Source organism: Streptomyces sp. CB01881 (assembly GCF_002953255.1).
Taxonomy (GTDB): domain Bacteria; phylum Actinomycetota; class Actinomycetes; order Streptomycetales; family Streptomycetaceae; genus Kitasatospora.
The window spans coordinates 5,307,118-5,330,702 of the sequence record NZ_CP026498.1; the positions used below are offsets into that span (position 1 = coordinate 5,307,118).

The following is a 23,585-nucleotide window of genomic DNA, read 5'->3' on the forward strand; positions in this document are numbered from 1 at the left end:
GCGGAGTCAACCACGAGTCTGCCCCGATGGCAACCGCATGACACCGGCAGTTGCCGATCATTTCGGGTGCGACCCGCGGCGACGGGCCCGTCACCCGCTCGGGTGCCCGGTTCAGCGGATCTCGAAGCCCTCGTAGCCGGTGCCGACGGCCGTCCAGATCTCGGTCACCCCGGAGACGGCGCCGGGCGTGTCCGGGCCGCGCAGCAGGGCCAGCAGCTCCTCGCAGTCGGCGGCGAGACCCTCGGCCACCACCTGGACCCGGCCGTCGCCGAGGTTGCTCGCGTACCCGGTCAGGCCGATCTCCAGTGCACGCGCCCTGGTCCACCAGCGGAAGCCGACCTGCTGGACCTTGCCCCGCACCCAGGCGGTCGCCCGGACCGGTTCATCACTGTGCGCGTCACGACCGTGCATGCCCCGACCCTATCCGGCCCGGCGGCACCCTGCGTCACGGCGCGATGGGGCCCTCCACCGTCCAGCCCGGGCTGTGGATCTCCACGTGGAGGTCCTCGCGCCGCCCCTCCCCGCCGCAGGTCCGGCAGACCCAGGCCGGGTCGTAGGGGTGCGGCTTGTGCCCGTCCGGCGTGTGGGCGAAGCTCACCGGCGGCTCGGGGAACAGCCAGCGGTCGCCCCAGCCCAGCAGTGCCTGGGCGAGCGGCGCCAGGTCACGGCCGGCCTCGGTGAGGTGGTACTCGTACCGCGGCGGCCGCTCGCTGTAGGCGCGGCGTTCGACCACGCCCGCCTCCTCCAGGGCCCGCAGCCGGGCGGTGAGCCGGTCGCGCGGTGCGCCGGTGTTGCGGGCGATCCGGTCGAAGCGGTGGTTGCCGTAGAACAGCTCGCGGACGGCGAGCAGTGCCCACTTCTCGCCGACCACGTGCAGCGCGGCGGCGATCGAGCAGGGCCGGCCGGGCAGGGCGGGCGGGGCCGAAGGCGTGTGGGAGGTCACAGAACCAGCCTGCCACACAGGGTTGCGTTCTCAAACCCGGCCGCCTCCGCACCCCTCACGGGCGGCACCGGCCCTTCCGGACGGCACCGCTGGTCCGGACGCCGCGGCCCCGCCGCGGACAGCACTGCGGCCCCGCCGGTCGATGGCGGGGCCGCAGTGCCGGTCGTCGCGTCCGGCGGGGTCAGAACCCTCCGCCGAAGTCGCCCCCGCCGCCGAAGTCACCACCGCCACCGAAGTCGCCGCCGCTGTCGAAGCCGCCGCCGAAGTCGGAGGAGTTGTAGTCGGCACCGGTGTAGTCGCCGCCCTCGTAGCCGGAGCCGGCGTCGACCGGGGCGCCGTAGGCGGGAGTGCTCATCATCGAGCCGAGCATGGTGCCGACCAGCAGGCCGGGCAGCAGCCCGCCGCTGCCGAAGCCGCCGAAGTAGCCGCCCGCCCAGGGTCCGTACGCCGGGCCGGCGTTCCAGTAGGGCTGGGGGCCGTGCTCGGTGGGGACGGTCCGGATGTCCGGGTCCTGGCCGGCCGCCAGCCGGTCCGCGTCCGCCCGGCAGACCGGGACGGTGCGCGCGGCGCCGTCGGCGGGGGCCCAGTCGGCGTCCTGAACGGACGGGCCGTGGCGCGGGTCGAAGAAGCACGGCGGACGGCGCTCGGGCAGCGGACGCTTCTCCCGCCGGGCGGCCAGGGTGGCCAGCGCGAACCGGCCGTCCTCCAGCGCCTCGGTGACCGGCTTGACGTCCTCCGGCCCCTTGGCCGCGTCCATGCTCTGCTTGGCCCGCTCGTAGGAGTCGAGCGCGTGCGTGTAGTCGGCGCGCTGGACGTCGTCGGCGTCCGCGGCGCCCGGGTTGAAGTCGAGCCGGTCCAGCTCCTCGCCGAAGGCGGTGATGTCCTCGTCCACCACCTGGCGCAGCTGCGCCAGCTCGGCCTGCCGCTGCTCCTCCTTGCGCTTCTTCGCCCGGCGGAAGAGCAGGAAGACGCCGGTGCCGGCCAGCGCCAGCAGGGCCAGCGGGACGACGATCGCAGCGGTGGAGACGCCGCCCGTGGTGCTGTTCACGCCGTGGCCCTTGACCTGCGGGGCCGCGGTGTCGACGAAGTCGTTCAGGGTGGCGTCGATGTCGCCCGGGTGGGAGCGGAAGGCCGCGCCCGCGATGCGTTCGGCGCTCGCGGTGGGCAGCGCCTCGGGGTTGGAGCGGGCCTGGAACTGGTCACCGCGCCAGACGCCGTAGGCGCCGTCGATGCCCACCTTGGTGCGCAGGTCGTTGAAGATGGTCTGGGCGCCGTACGGGTCGGCGGCCGGGACCACCGCGACGAAGATCGGTTTGTCCGCCTTGCGGATCTTCTCGGTCAGCGCGTCGGCCTGGCTCTGGCTGAACCTGCCCGTCATCGCCGGGTCGACGTACACCCGGCCCTGCTTGAGCGTCGCGGCGGCGTCGTCCAGGCCGCCGGCCGCGGAGGCCGCCGGCGCCAGCAGGAGCAGCAGCCCGAGCAGCGCCGCCACCAGGGCCAGGGGCCCGGTGCCCCGGGAACGTCGTCGAGCAAGGGTTCTCATGCCACCGACGCTACCGCTACCGGCGTCCCGGAAAGGCATACCCTTCGCGTACGGGCGGACGGGCGCACCCCCACCGTCCGCCGGGGCCGCTCCCCTCCTCGGGGATGATGTTTCCCTCGACCGCCCCCGAATCGCGCCACCGCCGGGAACCGGACCACCGGCCCGGACGTACGTTCCGGCGGGCCCGGGTGATCGCGGGGCGGTCGCCGGGCGGTCCGACGCTACCCCGCGACCGGGCATAGTGGTGGCCGCACCTCCTCCCCTTGACCTTCTCTTGACCACTTCTCTCGATCGGAGCACCGGGTGTTCATCGGCCTCGTCACCGCCGTGGCGGCCTCTGCCTGCTACGGCACCGGTTCGGTCCTGCAGGCCGTCGGATCACGGCGCTCCGCCCGGGAGGAGGCCGCCGCCGGGGGCGCCTCGGCCGGCACCACCGCGCACGGCGGGCCCAGCCTCGCCTCCACCGCGAAGGCCGCCGTCACCTGGGAGTTCATCCTCGGCACGGTGCTCGACTTCATCGGGTTCGGGCTCGGCGCGCTGGCCGCGCGGCTGCTGCCGCTGTTCCTCTCGCAGACCATCATCAGCGCCAACCTGGTGATCACCGCGCTGCTGAGCATCAAGCTGCTGGGCCTGCGGCTGAAGCAGCTGGAGTGGGCGTCGATCGGCGTGCTCTGCTCGGCCCTGGTGCTGCTGGCCGTCTCGGCGGGTCCGGAGGGCGGCCACCACGCGGCGATGTCCTTCCACTGGTGGCTGCTGCTGATCACCACGGTGCTGCTGGTCGGCGGCAGCCTGCTGGTGCGGCGGATGGGTGCCAACGGCGCGATCGTCGCCGGCCTGCTCTCCGGCCTCGGCTTCGGCGCACTCGGCGTCGGCGTGCGCATCCTCAACGGCGTCGACCCGTTCGAGCTCGGCAAGCTGCTCTCCGACCCGGCCCTGTACGCGATCCTGGTCGGCGGCCTCGGCGGCATGTACGTGCACACCGTCGCCCTGCAGATCGGCTCGGTGAACGGCGCGACCGCCGCCCTGGTGGTCGGTGAGACGGTGCTGCCCGGTGCGGTCGGCGTCATCTGGCTGGGCGACTCCTCGAAGGAGGGCCTCGCCTGGCTCGGCGTGCTCGGCTTCGTGCTCGCCGTCGTCTCGGCGGTCGGCGTCGCCTACTTCGGCCAGGACACCCACGGCCCGGCCGAGTCGGACCACCCGCAGCCCGAGCTCACCAAGCGGTAGGCCCCGCTCAGCCCCCGGTGCGGACGCGCGGGACGCGCTGGCAGCGGGGGCAGAAGTAACTGGAGCGGTTCATCCAGGCGGCCCGGCGGATCGCGGTTCCGCAGCGGCGGCAGGGCTCGTGATCGCGGCCGTAGGCGTCGAGGTCGCGGGAGAAGTAGCCGCTCTCGCCGTTCACGTTGACGTAGAGGCTGTCGAAGCTGGTGCCGCCGACGGCGAGGGCCGCCGTCATCACGTCCCGGGCGTTGGCCAGCAGGACGGCGGCCTGCGGGCGGGTGAGCGAGGCGGTCGGGCGGTCGTAGTGCAGCCTGGAGCGCCAGAGCGCCTCGTCCGCGTAGATGTTGCCGACCCCGCTGATCAGGGTCTGGTCGAGCAGCGCCCGCTTGACCGTGGTGCGCCTGGCGCGCAGCGCGGCCACGAAGGCGGCGTCGTCGAAGCGCGGGTCGAGCGGGTCGCGGGCGATGTGCGCGAGGGAGACCGGGGTGCCCTCGGGGTCGCCGTCCTCGGCCTCCTCGACGGCCAGCCCGCCGAAGGTCCGCTGGTCGACGAAGCGCAGCTCGCGCCCGCCGTCGGTGAACCGGAGTCGGACCCGCAGGTGGGTCTCGTCGGGCACCGCCGCGTCTTGGACGAGGAGTTGGCCACTCATCCCGAGGTGGCCGATCATCGAGAATCCCCCGGCCTCCGGCCTCGCGCCGGAGCCCGACAACGGCACCCAGAGGTACTTGCCGCGGCGCTGCGCGGTGCCGAGCGTGGTGCCGGTCAGCCGCGCGACGAAGTCGGCCGCGCCGGCGGGCTGGCGGCGTACCGCCCGCGGGTGCAGCACCTCGACACCGGCGACCGTCCGCCCGGCGACCCAGTTGGCCAGGCCCCGGCGGACGACCTCTACCTCGGGGAGTTCGGGCACGTGAACCTGCCTCCTGCGACGGGAATCTGCAGGAGGAAGGTTACTGCGTGCACGGGAGACCCTGCCGCGGTGTCCACGGCGGGGGTTGCCGCTCAGGCGCCGCCGGGCAGCCGGTCGGCGTACTTGTCCTTGATCGCCCGCCAGGCGCTCTCCGCAGCCTTCTGCTCGGCTTCCTTCTTCGAGCGGCCGACGCCGCTGCCGAAGTCCTCGCCGGCCACCCGGGCCGCGGCGGTGAAGGTCTTCTCGTGGTCCGGGCCGGACTCCTCGACCACGTACTCCGGCACGCCGATGCCCACCGAGGCGGTCAGCTCCTGGAGGCTGGTCTTCCAGTCCAGGCCGGCGCCCAGCTGCGAGGACTCCTCGATCAGCGGGTCGAACAGCCGGTGGACGAAATCGGTGGCCGCGTCCAGGCCCTGGTCCAGGTAGACGGCGCCGATCACGGCCTCGACGGTGTCGGCGAGGATCGACGACTTGTCGCGGCCGCCGGTACCCTCCTCGCCCTTGCCGAGCCGGATGAAGGTGCCGAGCTCCAGGCCGCGCCCGACGTCGGCGAGCGCGCGCGAGTTGACCACCGCGGCGCGCAGCTTGGCGAGCGTGCCCTCCGGTACGTCCGGGTGGACGCGGTAGAGGGTGTCGGTCACCACCAGGCCCAGCACCGAGTCGCCGAGGAACTCCAGGCGCTCGTTGGTGGGCAGCCCGCCGTTCTCGTACGCGTACGAGCGGTGGGTCAGTGCACGTACCAGAAGGGCGCGCTCGAGCGTGTACCCGAGGCGCCCTTCCAGAACGTCGTATTCGGTCGAAGCCGGCCCGCCGGCCCTGCCTCCGTTGGAAGCCGACTTGCGGGAGGAGTTACCGTCCGACATCGATCCGTACACCCCGCCGATCAGACCGAGAGGACCTGGCGACGGTTGTACGTGCCGCAGCTCGGGCACGCGATGTGGCCGAGCTTCGGCTCGTGGCAGCGGTCGCACGCCACGAGGGCCGGAACGACGGCCTTCCAGTTGGAACGGCGGTGGCGCGTGTTGCTGCGCGACATCTTCCGCTTCGGAACAGCCACGGCTACTTCTCCTGGTTCTCGGCGGCACCCTCACGGGTGTCGCTGTTCTTGATCCCGTCACCCTCGTCGCCGGGGGCGGCGGAGAGTCCCTGCAGAGCCGCCCACCTGGGGTCGACGGCGTCGTGGTGGTGCGCCGGGTCGTCGCTCAGGCGCGCTCCGCACTCGGAGCACAGGCCCAGGCAGTCTTCCTGGCACACCGGCTGCAGCGGCAGTGCGAGCACCACCGCGTCACGCAGCACCGGCTGGAGGTCGAAGAAGTCGCCCTCCAGACGGTAAGTCTCTTCTTCCGGGTCCTCGTCGAGGTCCTCGGCCCCGGCGGTCCGGGCGCGGTGACGCTCGTCGGACTCCGGGTAGTAGTACAGCTCCTGGAAGTCCACGTCGAGGTCGTCCTCGACGGGCTCCAGGCACCGCACGCACTCGCCCTCGACGTGGGCCTCGGCCGTGCCGGTGACCAGCACACCCTCGACCACCGACTCCAGGCGGAGCTCCAGCCGGATCTCGCTCTTCTCCGGGACGCCGATCACATCGATGATCCCGAGGCCCTCGGGGGCCTCCAGAGTGCGGGACACCTTGCGCAGCGAGCCCGGGCGACGGCCGAGCTCGTGCGTGTCGAACACGAGGGGGTCGCGGTGGTCGAGGCGGTTCAAGGTGTCCTGACTTCCTGAGAAAACTGATGCGCGGCGCTGCTCACCGGAGGATGCGCGGGCAGACCGACAGCCCGACACGGAGAGGCCGGAGTGGTCAGACTACCGGAGTCTCCCGCCAGGCCCAACTTCGGTCCTTCCGGCCCGACCGGTCCGGTGCCCCGGACCGGGCCGCCGGCTGGCCGGCGCCCGGCTCAGCGGCCGCCGAGCTCCCGCAGGCGGGTCATGTCGATCATGCTGGTGTCGAAGAAGCTGGTCTCGTCCAGGCCGGCCTGCTGCTGCTGCGGGAGGGCGGGCGGGTTGGCCGGCTGCTGCGGGTAGCCGTAGGCGTCGTACTGCTGCGCCGCGTAGCCCTGCTGCGGCTGCTGGTAGCCCCCCTGGCCCTCGGGCCCGGGCTGCCCCCATTCGCCCTGCTCCTGCCCGGCCGGGTAGGCCGGCTGCTGCTGCCCGTAGGCGTACTGCGCGCCGTACGGGTCGGCCTGGCCGGCCGGGTCGTAGCCGCCGCCGTACACCTCGGCGTACTGCCCGCCGGGCTGCTGCGCGGCCGCGGCGTACTGGTCGGTGCCGGGGTCCTGCCAGCCGGCCGCGGCCGGGGTCTGCTCGGGCCAGGTCTGCTGCTGCGGCACGTCCTCGCGGTACCAGGCGATGTCGTCGCCGTTGGCCTCGGCGGCGAAGCCGGCGGCGACCGCCTCGGCCCGGTCCTTGGCCTGCTGGGCCTGGTCGGCGGCGGCCAGGTAGGCGCCCAGCTCGTCGATCGGGGCCTTGCCGAGCAGCTTGTCGCGGCCCTTGCCGACGGCCTCCAGGGTCGCGCCGAGCACGTTCTCCAGGGTGGCGAGCTTCACGTCGACGTACTCGTCGACCTCGGGGCTCGGGGTGATCCTCGGCTGCGGCCGGAACTCCTCGCCGTCGCCCTCGCCGTCGTGCTCGGTCTCGAAGACGCTGGAGTCGCCGCGCAGCTTGGTCCGGCCGCGGCCGACGGCGCCGAGCGTCTTGGTGAGCACGACCTCGAAGTTGGCGAGCTTGCTGTCCACGTAGTCGTCGGCCTCGGCGCGCTTGGTCTCGACCTCGGCGCGCGCCTCGGCGAGGATCCGGTCCGCCTCGGCCTGGGCCCGGCGGACCACCTCGGTGTCCGAGATCAGCGAGCCGCGCTCGGCGTGCGCGCCCTGGATGATCCGCTCGGCCTCGGCCTCGGCGTCCGCCACCACCTGCTCGTGGTCGGCCATCACCGACTGGGCGTGGGCCAGCTCGGCGGGCAACGCCGACCTGAGGTCCTGGAGCAGGCCGACCAGCTCGGCCCGGTTCACCACGCAGGAGGCCGACATGGGCATCGAGCGGGCGTTCTCGACGGCCGCGACGATCTCGTCGACCTTGTTCTGCACGTCCACGGGGCTCCGTCTTTCCGTGTGCCGCCGACGGTCCGGCGGAGGCAGGCCCGGCGCGGTGGACCTCACCGCAGGGCAGGGAGTACAGACTGTACGGCCACTGCGGGGCGAGGTCACAACGCCCGGACCGGCCCACCCGGCCGCACCCGGGACAAGTGGTGATGAACCGGCAGAAACGGACGTGCCCGTTCCGCGGCCGCTACTGCTGCGCCCGGCGCTCCGCGATCCGCTCGACCAGCCGGCGGTGCACCGTCTCCGGCAGCAGGTGCGAGACGTCGCCCCCGTACGAGGCGACCTCCTTGACCAGCGTGGAGGAGAGGAAGCTGTACGTCGGCGAGGTCGGCAGGAACAGCGTCTCGACGCCGGTCAGCCCGTGGTTCATCTGGGCCATCTGCAGCTCGTAGTCGAAGTCGCTGACGGCGCGCAGGCCCTTGACGATCGCCGGGATGCCGCGCTCCCGGCAGAAGTCCACCAGCAGGCCGAGGTGCGACTCGACCACGATGTTGCCGTACTTGGCAGTGGTCTCCTCGATGAGCTCGATCCGCTCCTCGATGGTGAACATGCCCTGCTTGTTCCGGTTGATCGCGACCGCGACATGCACCACGTCGTACAGCTTCGAGGCCCGCTCGATGATGTCGAGATGACCGTTGGTGATCGGGTCGAACGATCCGGGGCAGACGGCGCGGCGCATGGCGTGGATGCTCCCTCGTGGGGTGACGGGTGCTGCGGGCCTCCTCGGCCCGCTACGGGTTCTGGCGGGCCTCGGCGGCGGCGCGACCGTACCAGAGCGTGCCCTCGCCGTAACGGCGGGAGCGCAGCTCCTCGAAGCCTTCGGGCCAGCCGAACGCGCCGCCTCGGGTGCTGCGCTCCACGGTGACGAGTGCTTCGTCCGCGAGCCAGCCCCCGGCGAGGAGTGTGATCAGCATCTCGCGCACCTCGTCGTCGGTGACGACGTACGGCGGATCGAGGAAGACCAGGTCGTACGGGGTCTCCGGGGTCGGGCCGGCGATCACCTTCTCGGCACGGGCGGCCTGCACCACCGCGCCGGTCAGGCCGACGGTCCGCACGTTCTCCCGGATCACCCGGGCCGCCTGTCCGTCCGCCTCGACCAGCAGGACGTGCTCGGCGCCGCGCGACAGCGCCTCCAGGCCGACCGCGCCCGAGCCGCCGAAGAGGTCCAGCATCCGGGCCCCGTGCAGGGTGCCGCGGAGCGCCTCCAGGGTGGAGAACATCGCCTCACGGGCCTTGTCGGAGGTCGGGCGGGTGCTCCGGCCGGGCGGTACGGCCAGCCGGCGGCCGCCGGCCGCCCCGGCGATGACGCGGGTCATGGTGGTGGGAGGTCCTTTCGTCGCTGCCCGCCCACGCTATACGGACGGTGCCCCGCCGGTCCGACCGGCGGGGCACCGCGTCACGCGGTCAGCTCGCGTCCGCCGCCGCGGACTGGGCCGGGACCGCCGCGCCGAGCAGCGCCGGCGAGGCGTAGCGGGACCACGAGAGGCAGCCGTCGGGCGGGCAGAACTCGGGGCGGCGCGGGTCGTGCCCGAGCTCGCGCAGCTTGGTGCGGACGGAGTCGGGGGTACGGCCGAAGCGGGCGGCGATCCGGGCGACGGTCTCGCCGTCGTGGAACCGCCGGACCAGCTCCTCCTCGTGCTGCGGCACCCAGGGGGCGCCGTGGCCGGGGTACAGCTCGCGCAGCACGTCGCGGTCGGGGATGGGCTCGGAGACGTCGGCGACGATCGCCAGTGCCCGGAGTGCGCGGTTGAGCGCGATCCGCAGCGAGGCGACGTCCTCGACCGGCAGGCGGAGCTTGCCCGAGGCGAGCGGCGCGGCGGCCGCCCCCTCACGCCAGCCGGTCAGGGTGAGGGTGACCTCGCGGTCGTCGTCGCTGGCGAGTTCGATCCGGAAGACCTTGTCGCCCAGCGGGAGCTCGTTGAGATGACGGAATGCCATGGCAGGACCCCCAAGTGTCGTGCCAGGTACGCACCTTGAGGGTGCGCCCTGAACAACTACATTCTCTCGCGGGGGTCTGACAATCCGGGGGCCCGGCCCTCAGCCCTTCTCCATGTAGGCGGCGCGGTCCGCGTCGAGCAGGCTCTCCAGTGCGGTGCGCAGGTCCGGGTGGGCGGCCAGCGCCGGGTCCTCCGCGACCAGCCGGGTGGCCTCGGCCCGGGCGGTCACGATGACCTCCTCGTCCTCCAGCACCGAGAGCACCTTCAGCGAGGACTTCACCCCGGACTGCGCCTGGCCCAGCACGTCGCCCTCACGGCGCTGTTCGAGGTCGATCCGGGACAGCTCGAAGCCGTCCAGCGTGCCGGCCACCGCGTCCAGCCGGGCCCGGGCGGGGCTGGCCGCCGGCATGTCGCTGACCAGCAGGCAGAGGCCGGCCGCGCTGCCGCGCCCGACCCGGCCGCGCAGCTGGTGCAGCTGGGAGACGCCGAAGCGGTCCGCGTCCATGATCACCATCGCGGTGGAGTTCGGGACGTTCACGCCGACCTCGATCACCGTGGTGGCCACCAGGACGTCCACCTCGCCGGCGGCGAACCGGCGCATCACCTCGTCCTTGGCGTCGGGCGCCAGCCGGCCGTGCAGGATCTCCACCCGCAGCCCGGCCAGCGGGCCCTTCGCCAGCATCTCCGCGGTCTCCACCACGGAGAGCGGGGGCCGCCGCTCGTCGCTCCCGGCGCCCACGTCCTCCAGGTCGTCCTCGGCGGCCGGGGCCTGGCGCTTCTTCTTCGCCGCCTTCGGGTCGGCGGGCTCCTCGTCCCCGATCCGGGGGCAGACCACGTACGCCTGGTGGCCCTTGGCCGCCTCCTCGCGGACCCGCTCCCAGGCCCGGGCCAGGAAGTTGGGCTTCTCCACGGCCGGGACGACGTGGGTGGAGATCGGCGAGCGGCCGGCCGGCAGCTGGTCCAGCACGGACGTCTCCAAGTCCCCGAAGACGGTCATCGCGACGGTGCGCGGGATCGGGGTGGCCGTCATCACCAGCAGGTGCGGCGGCTGCTCGCCCTTGGCGCGCAGCGCGTCCCGCTGCTCGACGCCGAAGCGGTGCTGCTCGTCCACCACCACCAGGCCGAGGTCCTGGAACTGCACCTTGTCCTCGATCAGCGCGTGGGTGCCGATCGCGATGCCCGCGTCCCCGCAGGCCATGTCCAGCAGCGCCTGGCGGCGGGCCGGGACGCCCATCGAGCCGGTCAGCAGCACCACCCGGGTGCCGAGGTCGGAGCCGCCGAGCATGCCGCCCTCGGCGAGGTCCCCCATCATCTCGACGACCGAGCGGTGGTGCTGCTGGGCCAGCACCTCGGTGGGCGCCAGCAGCACCGCCTGGCCGCCGGCGTCGACCACGGCGAGCATGGCGCGCAGCGCGACCAATGTCTTCCCCGAGCCGACCTCGCCCTGGAGCAGCCGGTGCATCGGGTGCTCGCTCGCCAGGTCGGCGGCGATCTCGGCGGAGACCTTCTCCTGGCCCTCGGTGAGGGTGAACGGCAGCCGGGCGTCGAAGGCGTCCAGCAGGCCGCCCTCGCGGGCCCTGCGCGGCTTGGCGGGCAGGGCGGAGTCGGCCGCCCGGCGCTGGGCGAGCGCGACCTGGAGGACGAACGCCTCGTCCCACCGGAGCCGGCCCTGGGCGCGCTCACGGTCGGCCTGGCTGCGCGGGCGGTGGATCAGCTCCAGGGCCTCGGGCAGCGGGATCAGGTCGTGCCGCTCGCGCAGCTCGGCGGGCAGCGGCTCGCCGACGTCGCCGAGGTGCTTGGTGAGGGCCGTCTCGATGCAGATCGACAGCTTCCAGCTGGGCATCTGCGCGCTCGCGCCGTACACCGGGATGAGCCGGCCGGCGAACTGCTGCGCGGCGTCCGACCCGGCCTCCTCGTCGAGGAGTTGGTAGTCCGGCGAGACCAGCTGGCGGGTGCGGTTGAACACGCCGACCTTCCCGGCGAACAGGCCCTGGGCGCCGGCCTTGAGGTCCTTCTGCCGCCACCCCTGGTTGAAGAAGACCAGCGAGAGCCGGCTGCGGCCGTCGGTGACGACCACCTCCAGGCGGTCCCCCTTGCGGCCGCGGAACGGGATCAGGGTGACCTTCTCGATCCTAGCCAGCACGGTGACGTGCTCGTCGATCTCCAGCTCGTCCAGGCTGGTGAGCTGGCCGCGTTCGACGTAGCGGCGCGGATAGTGGTGCAGCAGGTCCCCGACCGTGCGCAGCTTGAGGCTGTCGGCGAGCACCTTGGCGGTCCGGTCGCCGACGAGCTTGGTCAGTGGTTCATCGAGAGCGCCCATCAGGCCCTTGTTTACACCACCGGACCGACAATCCGGGCACGGCCCAGCCGGGCCGCTGCGCCCCGGCGACCGGCTACTCCACCCCGATGAGCAGCGGCGCGGACTCCTGGCCGCCGTGGAAGACCACCGCGTCGACCTCGGGCCTGCGGTGCCGGGCGTGCGCGACCAGCTCCTCGGCGAGGCCCTCGGGCGCGCCCCCGCCCAGGATCAGGGTGACCAGTTCGCCGCCGGCGCCGAGCATCCGGTCCAGCACCATCGTCCCGACCTCGGCCGGGCCGGTGCCGATCACCACGACGTCCCCGTCTATCAGACCGAGCACGTCCCCGGCCTGGCAGACGCCCGCCATCGTCCAGGACTCCCCCTCGGCGACGGCCAGTTCGGCGTACCGGGTGGCACCGGCCGCCGAGGTCATGGCGACGACGTCCTCGTCGAAGCGCCGGCCGGCCTCGTGCACGGCGAGCGCGGCCAGGCCCTGGACCGGCGACCGGGTCGGCAGGACGGCGATCCGCACGCCCTCCTCGCGCAGCTGGTCGGCGGCGGCGCCGGCGGCGGCCCGCAGTTCGGGGTCGTTGAGCAGCAGGACGACCTCGCGGGCGCCGGCCCGGCGGACGGCGGCAGCCAGTTCGGCGCTGGCCGGCGGGCGGTCCGGGTCGGCGTGCAGGACGACGGAGCCGGCCTGCTCGCAGAGTTCGGCCAGGCCGGTGCCGGAGACCACCGAGAGCACCGCCCTGGTGCGCTCCTCGCGCTCGCCCCGGTCGTCGGCGGTGCCGGAGCGGGCGGCGGCCTCGGCGAAGTGGGTGATCCGGATCTGGTGCGGCCGCCCGGCGCCCACCCCGGCCTCGACGGCGGCGCCCGCGTCGTCCACGTGCACGTGGACGTTCCAGAGGCCGTCGCCGCCGCCGACCACCAGCGAGTCGCCGAGCGCGGCGAGCCGCTCGCGCAGCGCGGGCAGGGCCGTGTCGGGGGCGTCCAACAGGTAGATCACCTCGAAGGCGGGGTGGCCGGGGCCGGGCGGCCGGACGTGGCTCAGGCAGCGCTCCGCGAGCCGGACTTCCCCGCGCAGCGCGACCGGGCCCATCGGCTGGTGGCCCGCGACGGCGTCGGCGAGGGCGCCCAGGACGGCGACCAGGCCGCGGCCGCCGGCGTCCACCACCCCGGCCTCGGCCAGGACGGAGAGCTGCTCGGGGGTGTGCCGCAGCGCGTCCCGGGCGGCCCGGTAGGCGGTCTCGGCGACCTGGCCGAGGCCGTCCCCGGCCCGGACGGCCTCCCTGGCGGCAACCCGGGCGACGGTCAGCAGCGTCCCCTCGACCGGCTCGGCGACGGCCTGGTAGGCGGAGTCGGCGGCCCGCTGGAGGGCGGCCCGCAGCTGGTCCGCGCCGCCGCCCTCGGCCAGCTTCTCGGCGGTGCCGCGCAGCCACTGGGCGAGGATCACCCCGGAGTTGCCGCGCGCGCCGATCAGCGCGCCGCGGGCCATCTCCCGGACCGCCTCGGCGAGGCCGGGCGGCGGGCCGGCGGCGGGGTCGGCGAAGCGGCTCTCCACGGCGGCGGCGGCCGACTCCACGGTCAGGTAGAGGTTGGTGCCGGTGTCGCCGTCCGGGACGGGGTAGACGTTGAGTGCGTCGATCTCCTCGCGGGCCTGGCCGAGCGCACGCAGGGCCAGCTGGCACCAGCTGCGCACGGCCGGGGCGTCGAGCGTGTGCAGCACCAGGTCTCCTCCGGATGGGACGCCGCGATGGCCTGAGGGGCAGCAACACATTCAGGGCAGCGGCAAGGGGTGATACCGGCAGGTTATCGGGGGCCGGGGGCGGGTGCCGGGGGCAGCGGGCGCAGCGATCACCTGCGCGGTCGTGGTAGTTTCGTTGAACGGAAGCAAGCGTTGTATGCTCTTCCGGTTGCCTGGAACAGTCCAGGCTCACCCCCTTGGTCCGGTCTGGTTCACGTGAGTGCTCCGGTGGGTCGGCGGGGTTTCGAACGTAAATGATCTGAAGTCTTGGAGTGACTCCTGTGGCTGCCAACTGCGACGTCTGCGGCAAGGGGCCGGGCTTCGGCAACAGCATCTCCCACTCTCACCGCCGTACCCCCCGTCGTTGGAACCCCAACATCCAGACGGTGCGCGCTGTGATTGGGCGGACGCCGAAGCGGCTCAACGTCTGCACCTCGTGCATCAAGGCCGGTAAGGTCTCGCGCTGACGCGCAGACCGGTATGCCGGTCCTCCAGTGAGCCGGTCCATCCTCGGATGGACCGGCTTTCTGTCTCTCCGGCAAACCTGCCGACCTCTGCCGAAGGGCGGGCCTCCGGGCCCGCCCTTCGGACGTTTCAGCGCCAGCGCCAGGCGTGGTCGACCGGGCCGATGCCGGCGCCCAGCGCGAAGCCGCCGGCGATCGCGCCGGTGATGTACTCCTTGGCCGAGGCCACCGCCTCGGGCAGCGGCTCGCCCTTGGCCAGCCCGGCGGCGATCGAGCTGGCCAGCGTGCAGCCGGTGCCGTGGGTGTGCCGGTTGTCGTAGCGGGGGGCGCGGTACCAGTACTCCTCACCCGCCCCGCCGTAGAGCAGGTCGGCGGCCTCGCCCTCCAGGTGCCCGCCCTTGACCAGCACCCAGCGCGGCCCGAGGTCGAGCAGCGCCTTGGCCGCGTCCAGCATCTGGCCCTCGTGCTCGACGGTGCGGCCGGTGAGCTGCGTCACCTCGTGCAGGTTGGGCGTGGCGAGGGTGGCGACCGGCAGCAGCCGCTCCCGGACGGTGGCGACGGCCTCGGCGGCCAGCAACGCGTCGCCGTGCTTGGAGACGCCGACCGGGTCGACCACCACCGGGGCGTCCACCCCGGCCAGCAGTCCGGAGACGGTCTCGACCAGCTCGATCGAGGCGAGCATGCCGGTCTTCACGGCCTGGACGCCGATGTCGTCCACCACGCTGCGGAACTGGGCCCGGACCGCCTCGGCCGGCAGCTCCCAGTACCCCTGGACGCCGAGCGAGTTCTGCGCGGTGACGGCGGTGATCACGCTCATGCCGTGGACGCCGAGGGCGAGCATCGCCTTCAGGTCGGCCTGGATCCCGGCGCCGCCGCCGGAGTCGGAGCCGGCGACGGTGAGGACGCGGGGAGGTGCCACACGGGGAGGGACTTCGGAGGGGCCGAGCGGAGCGCGGCCACCGGGGGCGGGGGCGGGCGACGGGAGGGACATGAGGTCAACCTACCCCCGACCGCTCAGAGCACGGCCTCCGATTCCGCCCAGCGGTCCGGCGGCACGGTCTTGAGCCGGGTGACCGCCTCGGCGATCGGCACCAGCGCGATGTCGTTGCGGCGCAGCGCGGTGAAGTGGCCGAACGCGCCCTCGTGGACGGCCTCCACCGCGTGCCAGCCGAACCGGGAGGCGAGCACCCGGTCGCGGGCGGTGGGGGTGCCGCCGCGCTGGGTGTGGCCGAGGATGACCGGCCGCGCCTCCTTGCCGAGCAGGTTCTCCAGCTCGTGGGCGAGCCGGTTGCCGATCCCGCCGAAGGTCTGGTGGCCGAACTGGTCGACGTCGCCGTGGTCGAAGCGCAGGGTGCCGGGCAGCGGGGCGGCGCCCTCGGCGACGGCGATGATGGCGAACTTCTTGCCGCGGGAGAACCGGTCCTCGACCATCCGGGCCACCGCCTCGATGTCGAACGGCTTCTCCGGGATCAGGATGCCGTGGGCGCCGCCCGCCATGCCTGCGGTGAGGGTGATCCAGCCGGTGTGCCGGCCCATCAACTCCACCACCATCACGCGCTGGTGGGACTCGGCGGTGGTCTTCAGCCGGTCGATCGCCTCGGTGGCGACGTGCACCGCGGTGTCGAAGCCGAAGGTGACGTCGGTGGCGTCGATGTCGTTGTCGATGGTCTTCGGGACCCCGACCACCGGCAGCCCGGCGTCGCTGAACATCCTGGCCGCGGTCAGCGTGCCCTCGCCGCCGATCGCGATCAGCGCGTCGATGCCGATGTCCCGGGCGAGGGTCTGCGCATTCTCCACGGCCCAGGCGATCCGCTCGCGCTTGACCCGGGCCGAGCCGAGGATGGTGCCGCCGAGGGTCAGCAGACCGGTGACGTCGTCGTGCGAGATCGGCCGGGCGCGGCCCTCGATCAGGCCGAGGAAGCCGTCCTCGATGCCGACGATCTCGTCGCCGTGGACGTCCGTGCCCCGGTGCACCACCGAACGGATCACCGCGTTGAGGCCGGGGCAGTCGCCGCCGCTGGTCAGAACACCGATGCGCATGGTGGGTGGGCTCTCCCGCTCTGCAGTGGTTCAGACCACCCGCGCCGGACGGGCGGGCGGGATCGGTTCGGCGCAAGCCTACGCCGTCCTCCCGCCCGGGCCCGTGCTGCTCGCCGGAGCGCCGCGCGCCGTCCGTACGCCGCCGCCCGCCGGGTGCGGCCGCCCGGCCGCGCCGGTCACTCGGCGAAGTGGTCCCAGCCGCCGACCCGGTCCCAGGCCTGCCCGTCCACCGTCACCCGGCCGCCGCGGGCCGCCCGGGCGCGGGCCGTGACCTCACCCACCACGCGCCAGCGGGCGGGGAGTTGGACCCCGCGCGGGAAGGTGGCGACGATCGCGTGGTCCTCGCCGCCGGAGAGCACCCAGACCAGCGGGTCCACCCCGACCGCCTGGCCGATGTCGGCCATCTGGGCCGGGACGTCGAAGTCGGCGGCACGCAGGTCGATGTCCACGCCGCTGGCCCGGGCGACGTGGCCGAGGTCGGCCACCAGCCCGTCGCTCACGTCGACCATCGCTGTGGCGCCCAACTCGGAGGCCGCCGGGCCCGCGTGGTACGGCGGCTCGGGCCGGCGGTGCGCCTCGACGAAGGCGCGCGGCGAGCGGAAGCCGCGCTGGAGCACGGTCAGCCCGGCGGCGGACCAGCCGAGCCAGCCGGTGACCGCGACCACGTCGCCCACCTGGGCCCCGGCGCGCGTCACCGGCGCGCGCCCCTGAAGGTCCCCGAGCGCCGTGATGGCCAGCGTGATGACGTCGCCGCGCACCACGTCGCCGCCGACCACCGTCGCACCGGCCACCTGGCACTCGTCGCGCAGCCCGTCCATCAGCTCGGTGGCCCAGGTGGTCGGCAGGTCGGCGGGGGCGACGAGGCCGAGCAGTATCGCGGTCGGCACCGCGCCCATCGCGGCGACGTCGGCGAGGTTCTGGGCGGCGGCCTTGCGGCCCACGTCGTAGGCGGTCGACCAGTCCCGGCGGAAGTGCCGGTTCTCGATCAGCACGTCCGTGGTCGCCACCACCCGGCCGTCCGGCGCCTTCACCACGGCGGCGTCGTCGCCCGGGCCGAGGTCGACCGCTTCGGTGAGCGGCACCCGGGCGGTCAGCTCCCTGATGAGGCCGAACTCGCCGAGCTCGCCCACGGTCCCCTGCATCTGCCGTCCTCTCGCGTTTCCATCAGAACTCGTTGTCCGCGCACCCCCGCGCGCAGCGTACGCCCTCCACGGGTGCAGAGGTCTCCCCTCCCCGGCCCGCTGCGCGGTAGCGTGGTGATCAGTCTGCCGGTGAGCCCGCTCCCACCCCCGACGCCTGACCGGGCGATCACGGCGGCAGTCCCCGTACCCAGCCGCCGGGAGGTCCCCCCGTGGTACAGGCATACATCCTGATCCAGACCGAGGTCGGCAAGGCCACCGCCGTGGCCGATGCCATCTCCAAGATCCCCGGTGTCCTCCAGGCCGAGGACGTCACCGGCCCGTACGACGTGATCGTGCGGGCGGAGGCCTCGACCGTGGACGACCTCGGCCGCCTGGTCGTGGCCAAGGTCCAGCAGGTCGAGGGCATCACCCGGACCCTCACCTGTCCGGTGGTCCACCTGTAAGGCCCGGCTACCATCGGCGGGTGGCCCGAGAACTCCGCGTCCCCCGCTTCCTGGCGGCACTGCCGGCCCCGGTCCGGTGGCTGGCACTGCCGCTTGCGCTGACCTGCACCGTGGTGGTGCTGCTCGGCAGCTGGAGCGCGCCCGCGAAGATCGAGGTGCCCGAGCCGGCCCCCAAGGCGGCCGGGTACTGCCGGGCGCTGGCCGCCGCACTGCCGCAGGAGCTGCTCGGCCACGCCCGCAAGGACCCGACGCCGGCCTCCCCGTACGTGGCCGCGTGGGCCAGCTCGCCGCGCACCGTGCTGCGCTGCGGCGTGGACCGCCCGGAGGAGCTGAACGGCCCCGCCGCCGGCGACCTGTCCCCCACCGTCAACGACGTCACCTGGTGGCAGCAGAAGCTGGACGACGGCGGCTACCGGTTCACCTCGACGATGCGCAAGGCCTACGTCGAGATCACCGTGCCCAGCGGCGCCTTCACCAACCCGCTGGACCCGGTCTCCGCCCTCTCCGACCTGGTGAAGGCCAACATCCCGTAGCGGTACGAACGGCGGGACCAGCGGTACGACCGCGCGAAGGGCGGGCCGGGAGCTTCCCGGCCCGCCCTTCGTCCGTCCGTGCGCGCGGTTACCGCAGGCCGGTCGAGCGGCGCAGCGCCGCCTGGAGCAGCCGGTCGATCAGCTCCGGGTACGACAGCCCGGTGGCCTCCCACATCTTCGGGTAGGCCGAGATCGGGGTGAAGCCGGGCATGGTGTTGATCTCGTTGATGATCCAGCTGCCGTCGTCCAGCAGGAAGAAGTCGACCCGGGCGAGGCCCTCGCAGCCGAGCGCCTCGAAGGCCTCGACCGCCTGGCGGCGGATCTCGGCGGTCTCCGCCTCGGTGAGCTCCGCGGGGACGCGGACCTCGGAGGAGTCGATGTACTTGGCCTCGAAGTCGTAGAACTCGTAGTCGCCGCCGACCAGCACCTCGGCCGGCACGCTGGCCCGCGGGCCGTCCTCGAACTCCAGCACCCCGCACTCGATCTCGCGGCCGGCGACCCCGGCCTCGATGATCAGCTTGGGGTCGTGGCGGCGGGCCTCCTCGATCGCGGCGTCGAGCGCGGCGAGGTCCTTCACCTTGGTGATGCCCATGCTGGAACCGGCCCGGCACGGCTTGACGAAGAGCGGCAGGCCCAGCCCGGCGGCCCGCTCGCGGACGGCGGCCCGGCCGGCCTCGGTCTCCCACTCGCGCGGGCGGACGATGGTGTACCGGCCGACGCCCAGGCCGTGCGAGGCCAGGATCCGCTTGGTGAACTCCTTGTCCATGCCGACCGCGCTGGAGAGCACGCCGTTGCCGACGTACGGCACGCCGGAGAGCTCCAGCAGGCCCTGGAGGGTGCCGTCCTCGCCCCAGGGGCCGTGCAGCAGCGGGAAGACCACGTCGACCTCGCCGAGCGCCTTGGGAGTGGCCCCCGGCTCGCTGAGGACCACCTCGCGGTGGCCCGGCGCGACCGGCAGCGCGACCTGGCCGTCGACGGCCTCGGCCACCTGCGCCACGTCGGGCATCCGGCCGTCGGTGATGGACATCCGGGCCGGCTCGTCGCCGACCAGGGCCCAGCGGCCCTCCTGGGTGATGCCGATCGGCAGCACGTCGTACTTCTCGCGGTCGATCGCCCTGAGCACACTGCCCGCGGTGACGACCGAGACGCCGTGCTCGGAGCTGCGGCCACCGAAGACGATCGCTACGCGCGGCTTCGCGGACGGGTTCTGGGAGGTCTGTTCGATGCTCATATCGCGTTTGAGAGTACCGTGCGGGGCGTTTCCGGAAAGTCAGCCACCCGGTCTGTACCCGCCCGGTGCCGTCGGCGCGGTGCCGACGGCACCGGGCCGGCTCAGCGGCGTTCCGCCTTGGCCGAGCGGGACATCAGGGTCTGCAACGCCTCCTGGGTGGGGCGCCCGTTGTGCACCACGTCCACCACCGCCTCGACGATCGGCATGTCGACGCCGCTGCGCCGGGCCAGGTCGAGCACCGACTCGCAGGACTTCACGCCCTCAGCGGTCTGCCGGGTGGCCGCGATGGTCTCGGCCAGCGACATCCCGCGGCCCAGGTTGGTGCCGAAGGTGTTGTTGCGCGACAGCGGCGAGGAGCAGGTGGCCACCAGGTCGCCCATCCCGGCGAGCCCGGCGAAGGTGTGCGGGTCGGCGCCGAGGGCGGTCCCCAGCCGGGTGGTCTCGGCCAGCCCGCGGGTGATCAGCGTCGCCTTGGTGTTGTCGCCGAGCCCCATGCCGTTGGCCATGCCGACCGCCAGGCCGATCACGTTCTTCACCGCGCCGCCCAGCTCGCAGCCGATCACGTCGGTGTTGGTGTACGGACGGAAGTACGGGGTGTGGCAGGCGGCCTGGAGCCGCTTGGCGACGGCCTCGTCGGTGCAGGCCACCACGCTCGCGGCGGGCTGCCGGTTGGCGATCTCACGGGCCAGGTTGGGGCCGCTGACCACCGCGACGCGCTCCGGGCCGACCTTGGTGACCTCCTCGATGACCTCGCTCATCCGCTTGGCGGTGCCGAGCTCGATGCCCTTCATCAGGCTGACCAGCACGGTCTGCGGCTCGATCAGGGGGGCCCAGGCGGCGAGGTTCTCGCGCAGCGTCTGCGAGGGGACCACCAGCACCGCGAAGTCGGCGCCGGCCAGCGCCTCGGCGGCGTCGGTGGTGGCCCGGACCGAGGCCGGCAGCTCCACGCCCGGCAGGTAGTCCGGGTTGACGTGGGTGGTGTTGATCGCGTCGGCCAGCTCCTGGCGGCGCCCCCAGAGCACCACCTCGCAGCCGGCGTCGGCCAGCACCATCGCGAACGCGGTCCCCCAGGAACCCGTCCCGAACACGGCGCATCGGGTCACTTGCCGGCCTCCTCGGTACCGTTGCCACGCTTGCCGCCCGCGGCCCGATGCCGCTCGGCCGAAGCCGCCGTGGCCCGGTCCCGGGCCGCCGTACGCATGTCGTAACGCTCGGCGGGCGGCTCCTCGCCGCGGATGCCGGCCAGCACGACGGTGATCGCCTGCATGATGTCCTCGGTGGCGTCCCGGAGCACCTGCGAGGTCAGCTCCTGGCCCTCGTACCTGCTCAGGTCCACGGCCGGCCCGGCCGCCACCGTCACCTTGTGCCGCGGGAAGAGGTTGATTCTGCCTCTGCCCGCGGTGGCTCTGCCGTACGGCGGGATGATCTCCTGCGCGCCCCAGTGCGCCACCGGGATGACCGGCGCGCCGGTCATCAGCGCGACCCGGGCCACGCCGGTCTTGCCCGTCATCGGCCACAGGTCCGGGTCCCGGGTGAGCGTTCCCTCGGGGTAGAACTGCACGCACTGGCCGTCGTTCACCGCGTCGACCGCGGCCCGGAAGGCCCGCGCGGCGTCGGTCGACTCCCTGAACACCGGGATCTGGCGGGTCTTGCGGAGCATGAAGCCGATGAACGGCACCGAGAACACCGAGGACTTGCCGAGCATCCGCGGCGGCCGCCCGCTGTTGTACTGCCAGTGCGCGTAGATCACCGGGTCGAGGATCGAGTTGTGGTTGACCGCGGTGATGAAGCCACCCTCCTTGGGAAGGTGCTCCCAGCCCCGCCAGTCGGGCTTGACCAGCGCGGTCGTCACCGGCTTCACCAGCACGGCCGCGAAGCGGTACCAGATGCCGTAGTCGGCGTTGCCGAAGCTGGCGTACGAGCGGCGGGCCACCCCAGGTCCTCCTCATCCGGTGCGGCACGTGGGGTGCCGCAGTCTCTCGCCATCCGCGGCCCCCGTTCGGGGCCCGGAGCGCGGAACAGTCTCGCCCGACCGCGAACGCCTGTCGAGCAACCCCGCCAGCACGTCGGGGCGGGCGTGACCAAACGCACGTCCGTACAGCTCGGACGGCCTGGCGAGGGTTCCGGGACCGGCGTCACAATGACGCCGATGACCCAGGACACCGTACGCCCCAGCGGGCCCGTCGCGCCCGCCGCACCCACCGCCGGCTGGTCGCTGGTACTGCCGCTCAAGCCGCTCGCCCTGGCGAAGACCCGGCTGGCCCCGTTCGCCGGGGAGCACCGCCCGGACCTGGCACTCTCCTTCGCCCTGGACACCGTCGGCGCGGCGCTGGCCACGCCCGGCGTCGCCCGGGTCCTGGTGGTCACCCGGGACGCCGTGGCCGCGGGCCGGCTGGCCGCGCTCGGCGCCGTCGTGGTCGGCGACGAGCCGGGCGGCGGCCTCAACCACGCACTGGTGCACGGCGCCGCGGCCGCGCTGGCGATCGCTCCGCGCGCCCCGCTGGCCGTGCTCTCCGCCGACCTGCCGGCCCTGCGCCCGGCCGAACTGGCCCGGGTGCTGGCCGCCGTGCCACCGGCCGGCCGGGCCTTCCTGGCCGACGCCCCCGGCCTGGGCACCACCCTGCTCGCCTGCGCCCCCGGCAGCCCGCTCTCCCCCGCCTTCGGCGACGGCTCACGGGCCCGGCACGCGGCCGGCGGCGCCCTCGAACTACGGCTGGACGGCGTGCAGTCGGTTCGCCGGGACGTCGACACCGGGGCCGACCTCGGCGAGGCCCTGGCGCTCGGCGTCGGCCCGCACACCGGCGCCCTGTCGGCCCGGCTCGGCTACGCCCCGGGGCCGCCCGCCGGACTCGGCCGAGACGCCGCCGGGACTGTCGGTGCCGCTCGCTATGCTGCTTTCATGCAGGCCACCGCGTTCACCTTCGACCCCGCCACCCGGGCCGGCTCCGTGCTCCTCGACGACGGGACGCCGGTGCCGTTCGACGCCGCCGCCTTCGATGCGGGCGGCCTGCGGCTGCTCCGTCCCGGCCAGCGGGTGCGGATCCGCACCGAGGGCACCGGCGAGGCCCGCCGGGTGGTCTTCGTGACGCTGCAGACCTTCCCGGACCCGGCCGGGCCCTGACGCCCGCGCGCACCCGCCGGGCCGCGCCCCGGAAACCGAAGAGCCGTGGCGGTCCCGTCCGCCCGGGCCCCGGGTGGAGGTGCGCCACGGCTCTGGAAGGCCGTCCGCGGACTACTTCGCGGTGCTCTTGCGCGCGGTGGTCTTGCGGGTGGCGGTCTTCTTCGCCGGAGCCGTCTTCTTGGCCGTGGCGGTCGCCTTCTTCGCCGCGGTGGCCGTGGTCTTCTTGGCGGCGGCGGTGGTCGCCGTCTTCTTGGCGGCGGCCGTGGTCTTCTTGGCGGCGGTCGCGGTGGTCTTCTTCGCCGCGGCCGGGGTGGCCTTCTTGGTGGCGGTCGCCTTCTTCGCGGCGGTGGCCGTGGTCTTCTTGGCGGCGGCGGTGGTCGCCGTCTTCTTGGCGGCGGCCTTCTTGGTCGCGGCGGCCGGGGTCGCGGCGGCGGCAGCGGCACGCTTGGTGGCGGCGGCCGGGGTCGCGGCGGCGGCAGCGGCACGCTTGGGCGGCCGGGGTCGCGGCGGCGGCAGCGGCACGCTTGGTGGCGGCGCGCTTGGCGGCCGGGGTCGCGGCGACACCGCTCTTGCCCGGGGTGAGGGAGCCCTTGGGGGCCTTCTTCACCGAGGGGCCTTCCTTCGGCAGCTTCTTGCTGCCGCTGACCAGGTCCTTGAAGCCCTGGCCGGGGCGGAAGCGGGGCACCGAGGTCTTCTTGACCTTGACCTTCTCGCCGGTCTGCGGGTTGCGGGCGAAGCGCGCGGAGCGCTCCACCTTCTCAAAGGTGCCAAAACCGGTGACCGACACCCGGTCACCGGCCACAACGGCGCGGACCATGGTGTCGAGCACTGCGTCGACGGCCTCTGCGGCAGCCTTGCGACCGCCCAGCTGCTCGGCCACCGCTTCGACAAGCTGAGCCTTGTTCACGTCTTCCCCTTCGGAAAC

General features: G+C 73.7%; 23 protein-coding genes and 2 pseudogenes. 5 read left to right on the forward strand and 20 right to left on the reverse strand.

Translation table 11 applies throughout. From position 1 onward, the window contains the following. Positions 1 to 111: 111 nt before the first annotated feature. The 3 genes from C2142_RS12965 to C2142_RS12975 form a co-directional block, all read right to left on the reverse strand. The gene (locus C2142_RS12965) at positions 112 to 411 is read right to left on the reverse strand and encodes an acylphosphatase (protein WP_148642784.1); all 300 of its coding nucleotides are present in this window, start codon (positions 409 to 411) and stop codon (positions 112 to 114) included. A gap of 34 nt (positions 412 to 445) precedes the next feature. After that, a complete protein-coding gene (locus tag C2142_RS12970) occupies positions 446 to 943 on the reverse strand; it encodes a helix-turn-helix domain-containing protein (RefSeq protein WP_241002549.1) in 498 nt (165 codons plus the stop codon). Positions 944 to 1,124: 181 nt separating this feature from the next. Next, positions 1,125 to 2,486 (reverse strand): transmembrane domain-containing protein, encoded by a 1,362-nt coding sequence (locus tag C2142_RS12975; RefSeq protein ID WP_148642785.1) that lies wholly within the window; start codon positions 2,484 to 2,486, stop codon positions 1,125 to 1,127. Positions 2,487 to 2,789: 303 nt separating this feature from the next. Here C2142_RS12975 and C2142_RS12980 point away from each other — a divergent pair, with 303 nt between their 5' ends. Continuing rightward, positions 2,790 to 3,710: a hypothetical protein gene (locus C2142_RS12980; protein WP_148642786.1), complete on the forward strand. Its 921-nt coding sequence runs from the start codon at positions 2,790 to 2,792 to the stop codon at positions 3,708 to 3,710. Between the two features lie 7 nt (positions 3,711 to 3,717). On the opposite strand, the gene mutM is transcribed toward C2142_RS12980, so the two are convergent. From mutM to C2142_RS13030, 10 genes are all read right to left on the reverse strand, one after another. Next, on the reverse strand, positions 3,718 to 4,611 hold the full coding sequence (mutM, locus tag C2142_RS12985; RefSeq protein ID WP_148642787.1) for a bifunctional DNA-formamidopyrimidine glycosylase/DNA-(apurinic or apyrimidinic site) lyase: 894 nt from the start codon (positions 4,609 to 4,611) through the stop codon (positions 3,718 to 3,720). Between the two features lie 92 nt (positions 4,612 to 4,703). Beyond that, positions 4,704 to 5,474, reverse strand: a complete 771-nt coding sequence (gene rnc, locus C2142_RS12990) for a ribonuclease III (protein ID WP_148642788.1) — start codon at positions 5,472 to 5,474, stop codon at positions 4,704 to 4,706. A 20-nt stretch (positions 5,475 to 5,494) separates the two neighbouring features. Beyond that, the gene (gene rpmF / locus C2142_RS12995) at positions 5,495 to 5,668 is read right to left on the reverse strand and encodes a 50S ribosomal protein L32 (RefSeq protein ID WP_030056747.1); all 174 of its coding nucleotides are present in this window, start codon (positions 5,666 to 5,668) and stop codon (positions 5,495 to 5,497) included. Between the two features lie 2 nt (positions 5,669 to 5,670). Continuing rightward, positions 5,671 to 6,315: a DUF177 domain-containing protein gene (locus C2142_RS13000; protein ID WP_148642789.1), complete on the reverse strand. Its 645-nt coding sequence runs from the start codon at positions 6,313 to 6,315 to the stop codon at positions 5,671 to 5,673. A gap of 191 nt (positions 6,316 to 6,506) precedes the next feature. After that, on the reverse strand, positions 6,507 to 7,697 hold the full coding sequence (locus C2142_RS13005; RefSeq protein WP_148642790.1) for an ATP synthase F0 subunit B: 1,191 nt from the start codon (positions 7,695 to 7,697) through the stop codon (positions 6,507 to 6,509). A 196-nt stretch (positions 7,698 to 7,893) separates the two neighbouring features. Next, positions 7,894 to 8,385, reverse strand: a complete 492-nt coding sequence (coaD, locus tag C2142_RS13010) for a pantetheine-phosphate adenylyltransferase (RefSeq protein WP_148642791.1) — start codon at positions 8,383 to 8,385, stop codon at positions 7,894 to 7,896. 52 nt (positions 8,386 to 8,437) lie between these two features. Further along, entirely contained in the window at positions 8,438 to 9,022 is a 585-nt protein-coding gene (gene rsmD / locus C2142_RS13015) for a 16S rRNA (guanine(966)-N(2))-methyltransferase RsmD (RefSeq protein ID WP_148642792.1), read from the reverse strand. Positions 9,023 to 9,110: 88 nt separating this feature from the next. Continuing rightward, positions 9,111 to 9,644, reverse strand: coding sequence for a hypothetical protein (locus C2142_RS13020; RefSeq protein ID WP_148642793.1), 534 nt, complete (start codon positions 9,642 to 9,644; stop codon positions 9,111 to 9,113). 99 nt (positions 9,645 to 9,743) lie between these two features. After that, complete coding sequence (gene recG / locus C2142_RS13025; protein WP_148642794.1) at positions 9,744 to 11,963, reverse strand: ATP-dependent DNA helicase RecG; 2,220 nt, start codon at positions 11,961 to 11,963, stop codon at positions 9,744 to 9,746. 73 nt (positions 11,964 to 12,036) lie between these two features. Beyond that, positions 12,037 to 13,668: a DAK2 domain-containing protein gene (locus C2142_RS13030; protein WP_241002550.1), complete on the reverse strand. Its 1,632-nt coding sequence runs from the start codon at positions 13,666 to 13,668 to the stop codon at positions 12,037 to 12,039. Positions 13,669 to 13,967: 299 nt separating this feature from the next. On the opposite strand from C2142_RS13030, the gene rpmB reads away from it, so the two are divergent. After that, entirely contained in the window at positions 13,968 to 14,153 is a 186-nt protein-coding gene (rpmB, locus tag C2142_RS13035) for a 50S ribosomal protein L28 (RefSeq protein ID WP_014138233.1), read from the forward strand. Between the two features lie 127 nt (positions 14,154 to 14,280). Here the strand turns inward: rpmB and thiD are convergent, their stop codons facing one another. The 3 genes from thiD to C2142_RS13050 all read right to left on the reverse strand — a co-directional run bounded on the left by thiD (position 14,281) and on the right by C2142_RS13050 (position 17,332). Continuing rightward, on the reverse strand, positions 14,281 to 15,069 hold the full coding sequence (gene thiD / locus C2142_RS13040) for a bifunctional hydroxymethylpyrimidine kinase/phosphomethylpyrimidine kinase (protein WP_241002551.1): 789 nt from the start codon (positions 15,067 to 15,069) through the stop codon (positions 14,281 to 14,283). 95 nt (positions 15,070 to 15,164) lie between these two features. After that, a complete protein-coding gene (locus C2142_RS13045) occupies positions 15,165 to 16,190 on the reverse strand; it encodes a 6-phosphofructokinase (RefSeq protein WP_148642797.1) in 1,026 nt (341 codons plus the stop codon). 176 nt (positions 16,191 to 16,366) lie between these two features. Continuing rightward, positions 16,367 to 17,332: a thiamine-phosphate kinase gene (locus C2142_RS13050; RefSeq protein WP_148642798.1), complete on the reverse strand. Its 966-nt coding sequence runs from the start codon at positions 17,330 to 17,332 to the stop codon at positions 16,367 to 16,369. A gap of 209 nt (positions 17,333 to 17,541) precedes the next feature. Here C2142_RS13050 and C2142_RS13055 point away from each other — a divergent pair, with 209 nt between their 5' ends. Continuing rightward, complete coding sequence (locus C2142_RS13055) at positions 17,542 to 17,775, forward strand: Lrp/AsnC ligand binding domain-containing protein (protein ID WP_148642799.1); 234 nt, start codon at positions 17,542 to 17,544, stop codon at positions 17,773 to 17,775. A 20-nt stretch (positions 17,776 to 17,795) separates the two neighbouring features. Next, a complete protein-coding gene (locus C2142_RS13060; protein ID WP_241002552.1) occupies positions 17,796 to 18,308 on the forward strand; it encodes a DUF3515 domain-containing protein in 513 nt (170 codons plus the stop codon). An 88-nt stretch (positions 18,309 to 18,396) separates the two neighbouring features. Here C2142_RS13060 and C2142_RS13065 read toward each other — a convergent pair whose 3' ends face one another. From C2142_RS13065 to C2142_RS13075, 3 genes are all read right to left on the reverse strand, one after another. Beyond that, positions 18,397 to 19,539: a D-alanine--D-alanine ligase family protein gene (locus C2142_RS13065; protein ID WP_148642800.1), complete on the reverse strand. Its 1,143-nt coding sequence runs from the start codon at positions 19,537 to 19,539 to the stop codon at positions 18,397 to 18,399. A gap of 101 nt (positions 19,540 to 19,640) precedes the next feature. Next, positions 19,641 to 20,642: an NAD(P)H-dependent glycerol-3-phosphate dehydrogenase gene (locus C2142_RS13070; protein WP_148642801.1), complete on the reverse strand. Its 1,002-nt coding sequence runs from the start codon at positions 20,640 to 20,642 to the stop codon at positions 19,641 to 19,643. Further along, a complete protein-coding gene (locus tag C2142_RS13075) occupies positions 20,639 to 21,472 on the reverse strand; it encodes a lysophospholipid acyltransferase family protein (protein WP_148642802.1) in 834 nt (277 codons plus the stop codon). Before C2142_RS13075 ends, C2142_RS13070 begins: the two co-directional genes overlap by 4 nt. Positions 21,473 to 21,688: 216 nt before the next feature. Here C2142_RS13075 and cofC point away from each other — a divergent pair. After that, positions 21,689 to 22,360: pseudogene (cofC, locus tag C2142_RS13080) on the forward strand (2-phospho-L-lactate guanylyltransferase); the annotation flags it as partial. A gap of 411 nt (positions 22,361 to 22,771) precedes the next feature. On the opposite strand, the pseudogene C2142_RS13085 reads toward cofC, so the two are convergent. After that, positions 22,772 to 23,567, reverse strand: a pseudogene (locus C2142_RS13085) (HU family DNA-binding protein). Positions 23,568 to 23,585 lie beyond the last annotated feature (18 nt).

Bases quoted from the DNA above. Each gene is read 5' to 3' on its own strand.
- C2142_RS12965 (WP_148642784.1), bottom strand. From the start codon at position 411: ATGCACGGTCGTGACGCGCACAGTGATGAACCGGTCCGGGCGACCGCC.
- C2142_RS13045 (WP_148642797.1), bottom strand. From the start codon at position 16,190: ATGCGCATCGGTGTTCTGACCAGCGGCGGCGACTGCCCCGGCCTCAAC.
- rnc (WP_148642788.1), bottom strand. From the start codon at position 5,474: ATGTCGGACGGTAACTCCTCCCGCAAGTCGGCTTCCAACGGAGGCAGG.
- C2142_RS12975 (WP_148642785.1), bottom strand. From the start codon at position 2,486: ATGAGAACCCTTGCTCGACGACGTTCCCGGGGCACCGGGCCCCTGGCC.
- C2142_RS13020 (WP_148642793.1), bottom strand. From the start codon at position 9,644: ATGGCATTCCGTCATCTCAACGAGCTCCCGCTGGGCGACAAGGTCTTC.
- C2142_RS13065 (WP_148642800.1), bottom strand. From the start codon at position 19,539: ATGAGCATCGAACAGACCTCCCAGAACCCGTCCGCGAAGCCGCGCGTA.
- rsmD (WP_148642792.1), bottom strand. From the start codon at position 9,022: ATGACCCGCGTCATCGCCGGGGCGGCCGGCGGCCGCCGGCTGGCCGTA.
- recG (WP_148642794.1), bottom strand. From the start codon at position 11,963: ATGGGCGCTCTCGATGAACCACTGACCAAGCTCGTCGGCGACCGGACC.
- C2142_RS13050 (WP_148642798.1), bottom strand. From the start codon at position 17,332: ATGCAGGGGACCGTGGGCGAGCTCGGCGAGTTCGGCCTCATCAGGGAG.
- coaD (WP_148642791.1), bottom strand. From the start codon at position 8,385: ATGCGCCGCGCCGTCTGCCCCGGATCGTTCGACCCGATCACCAACGGT.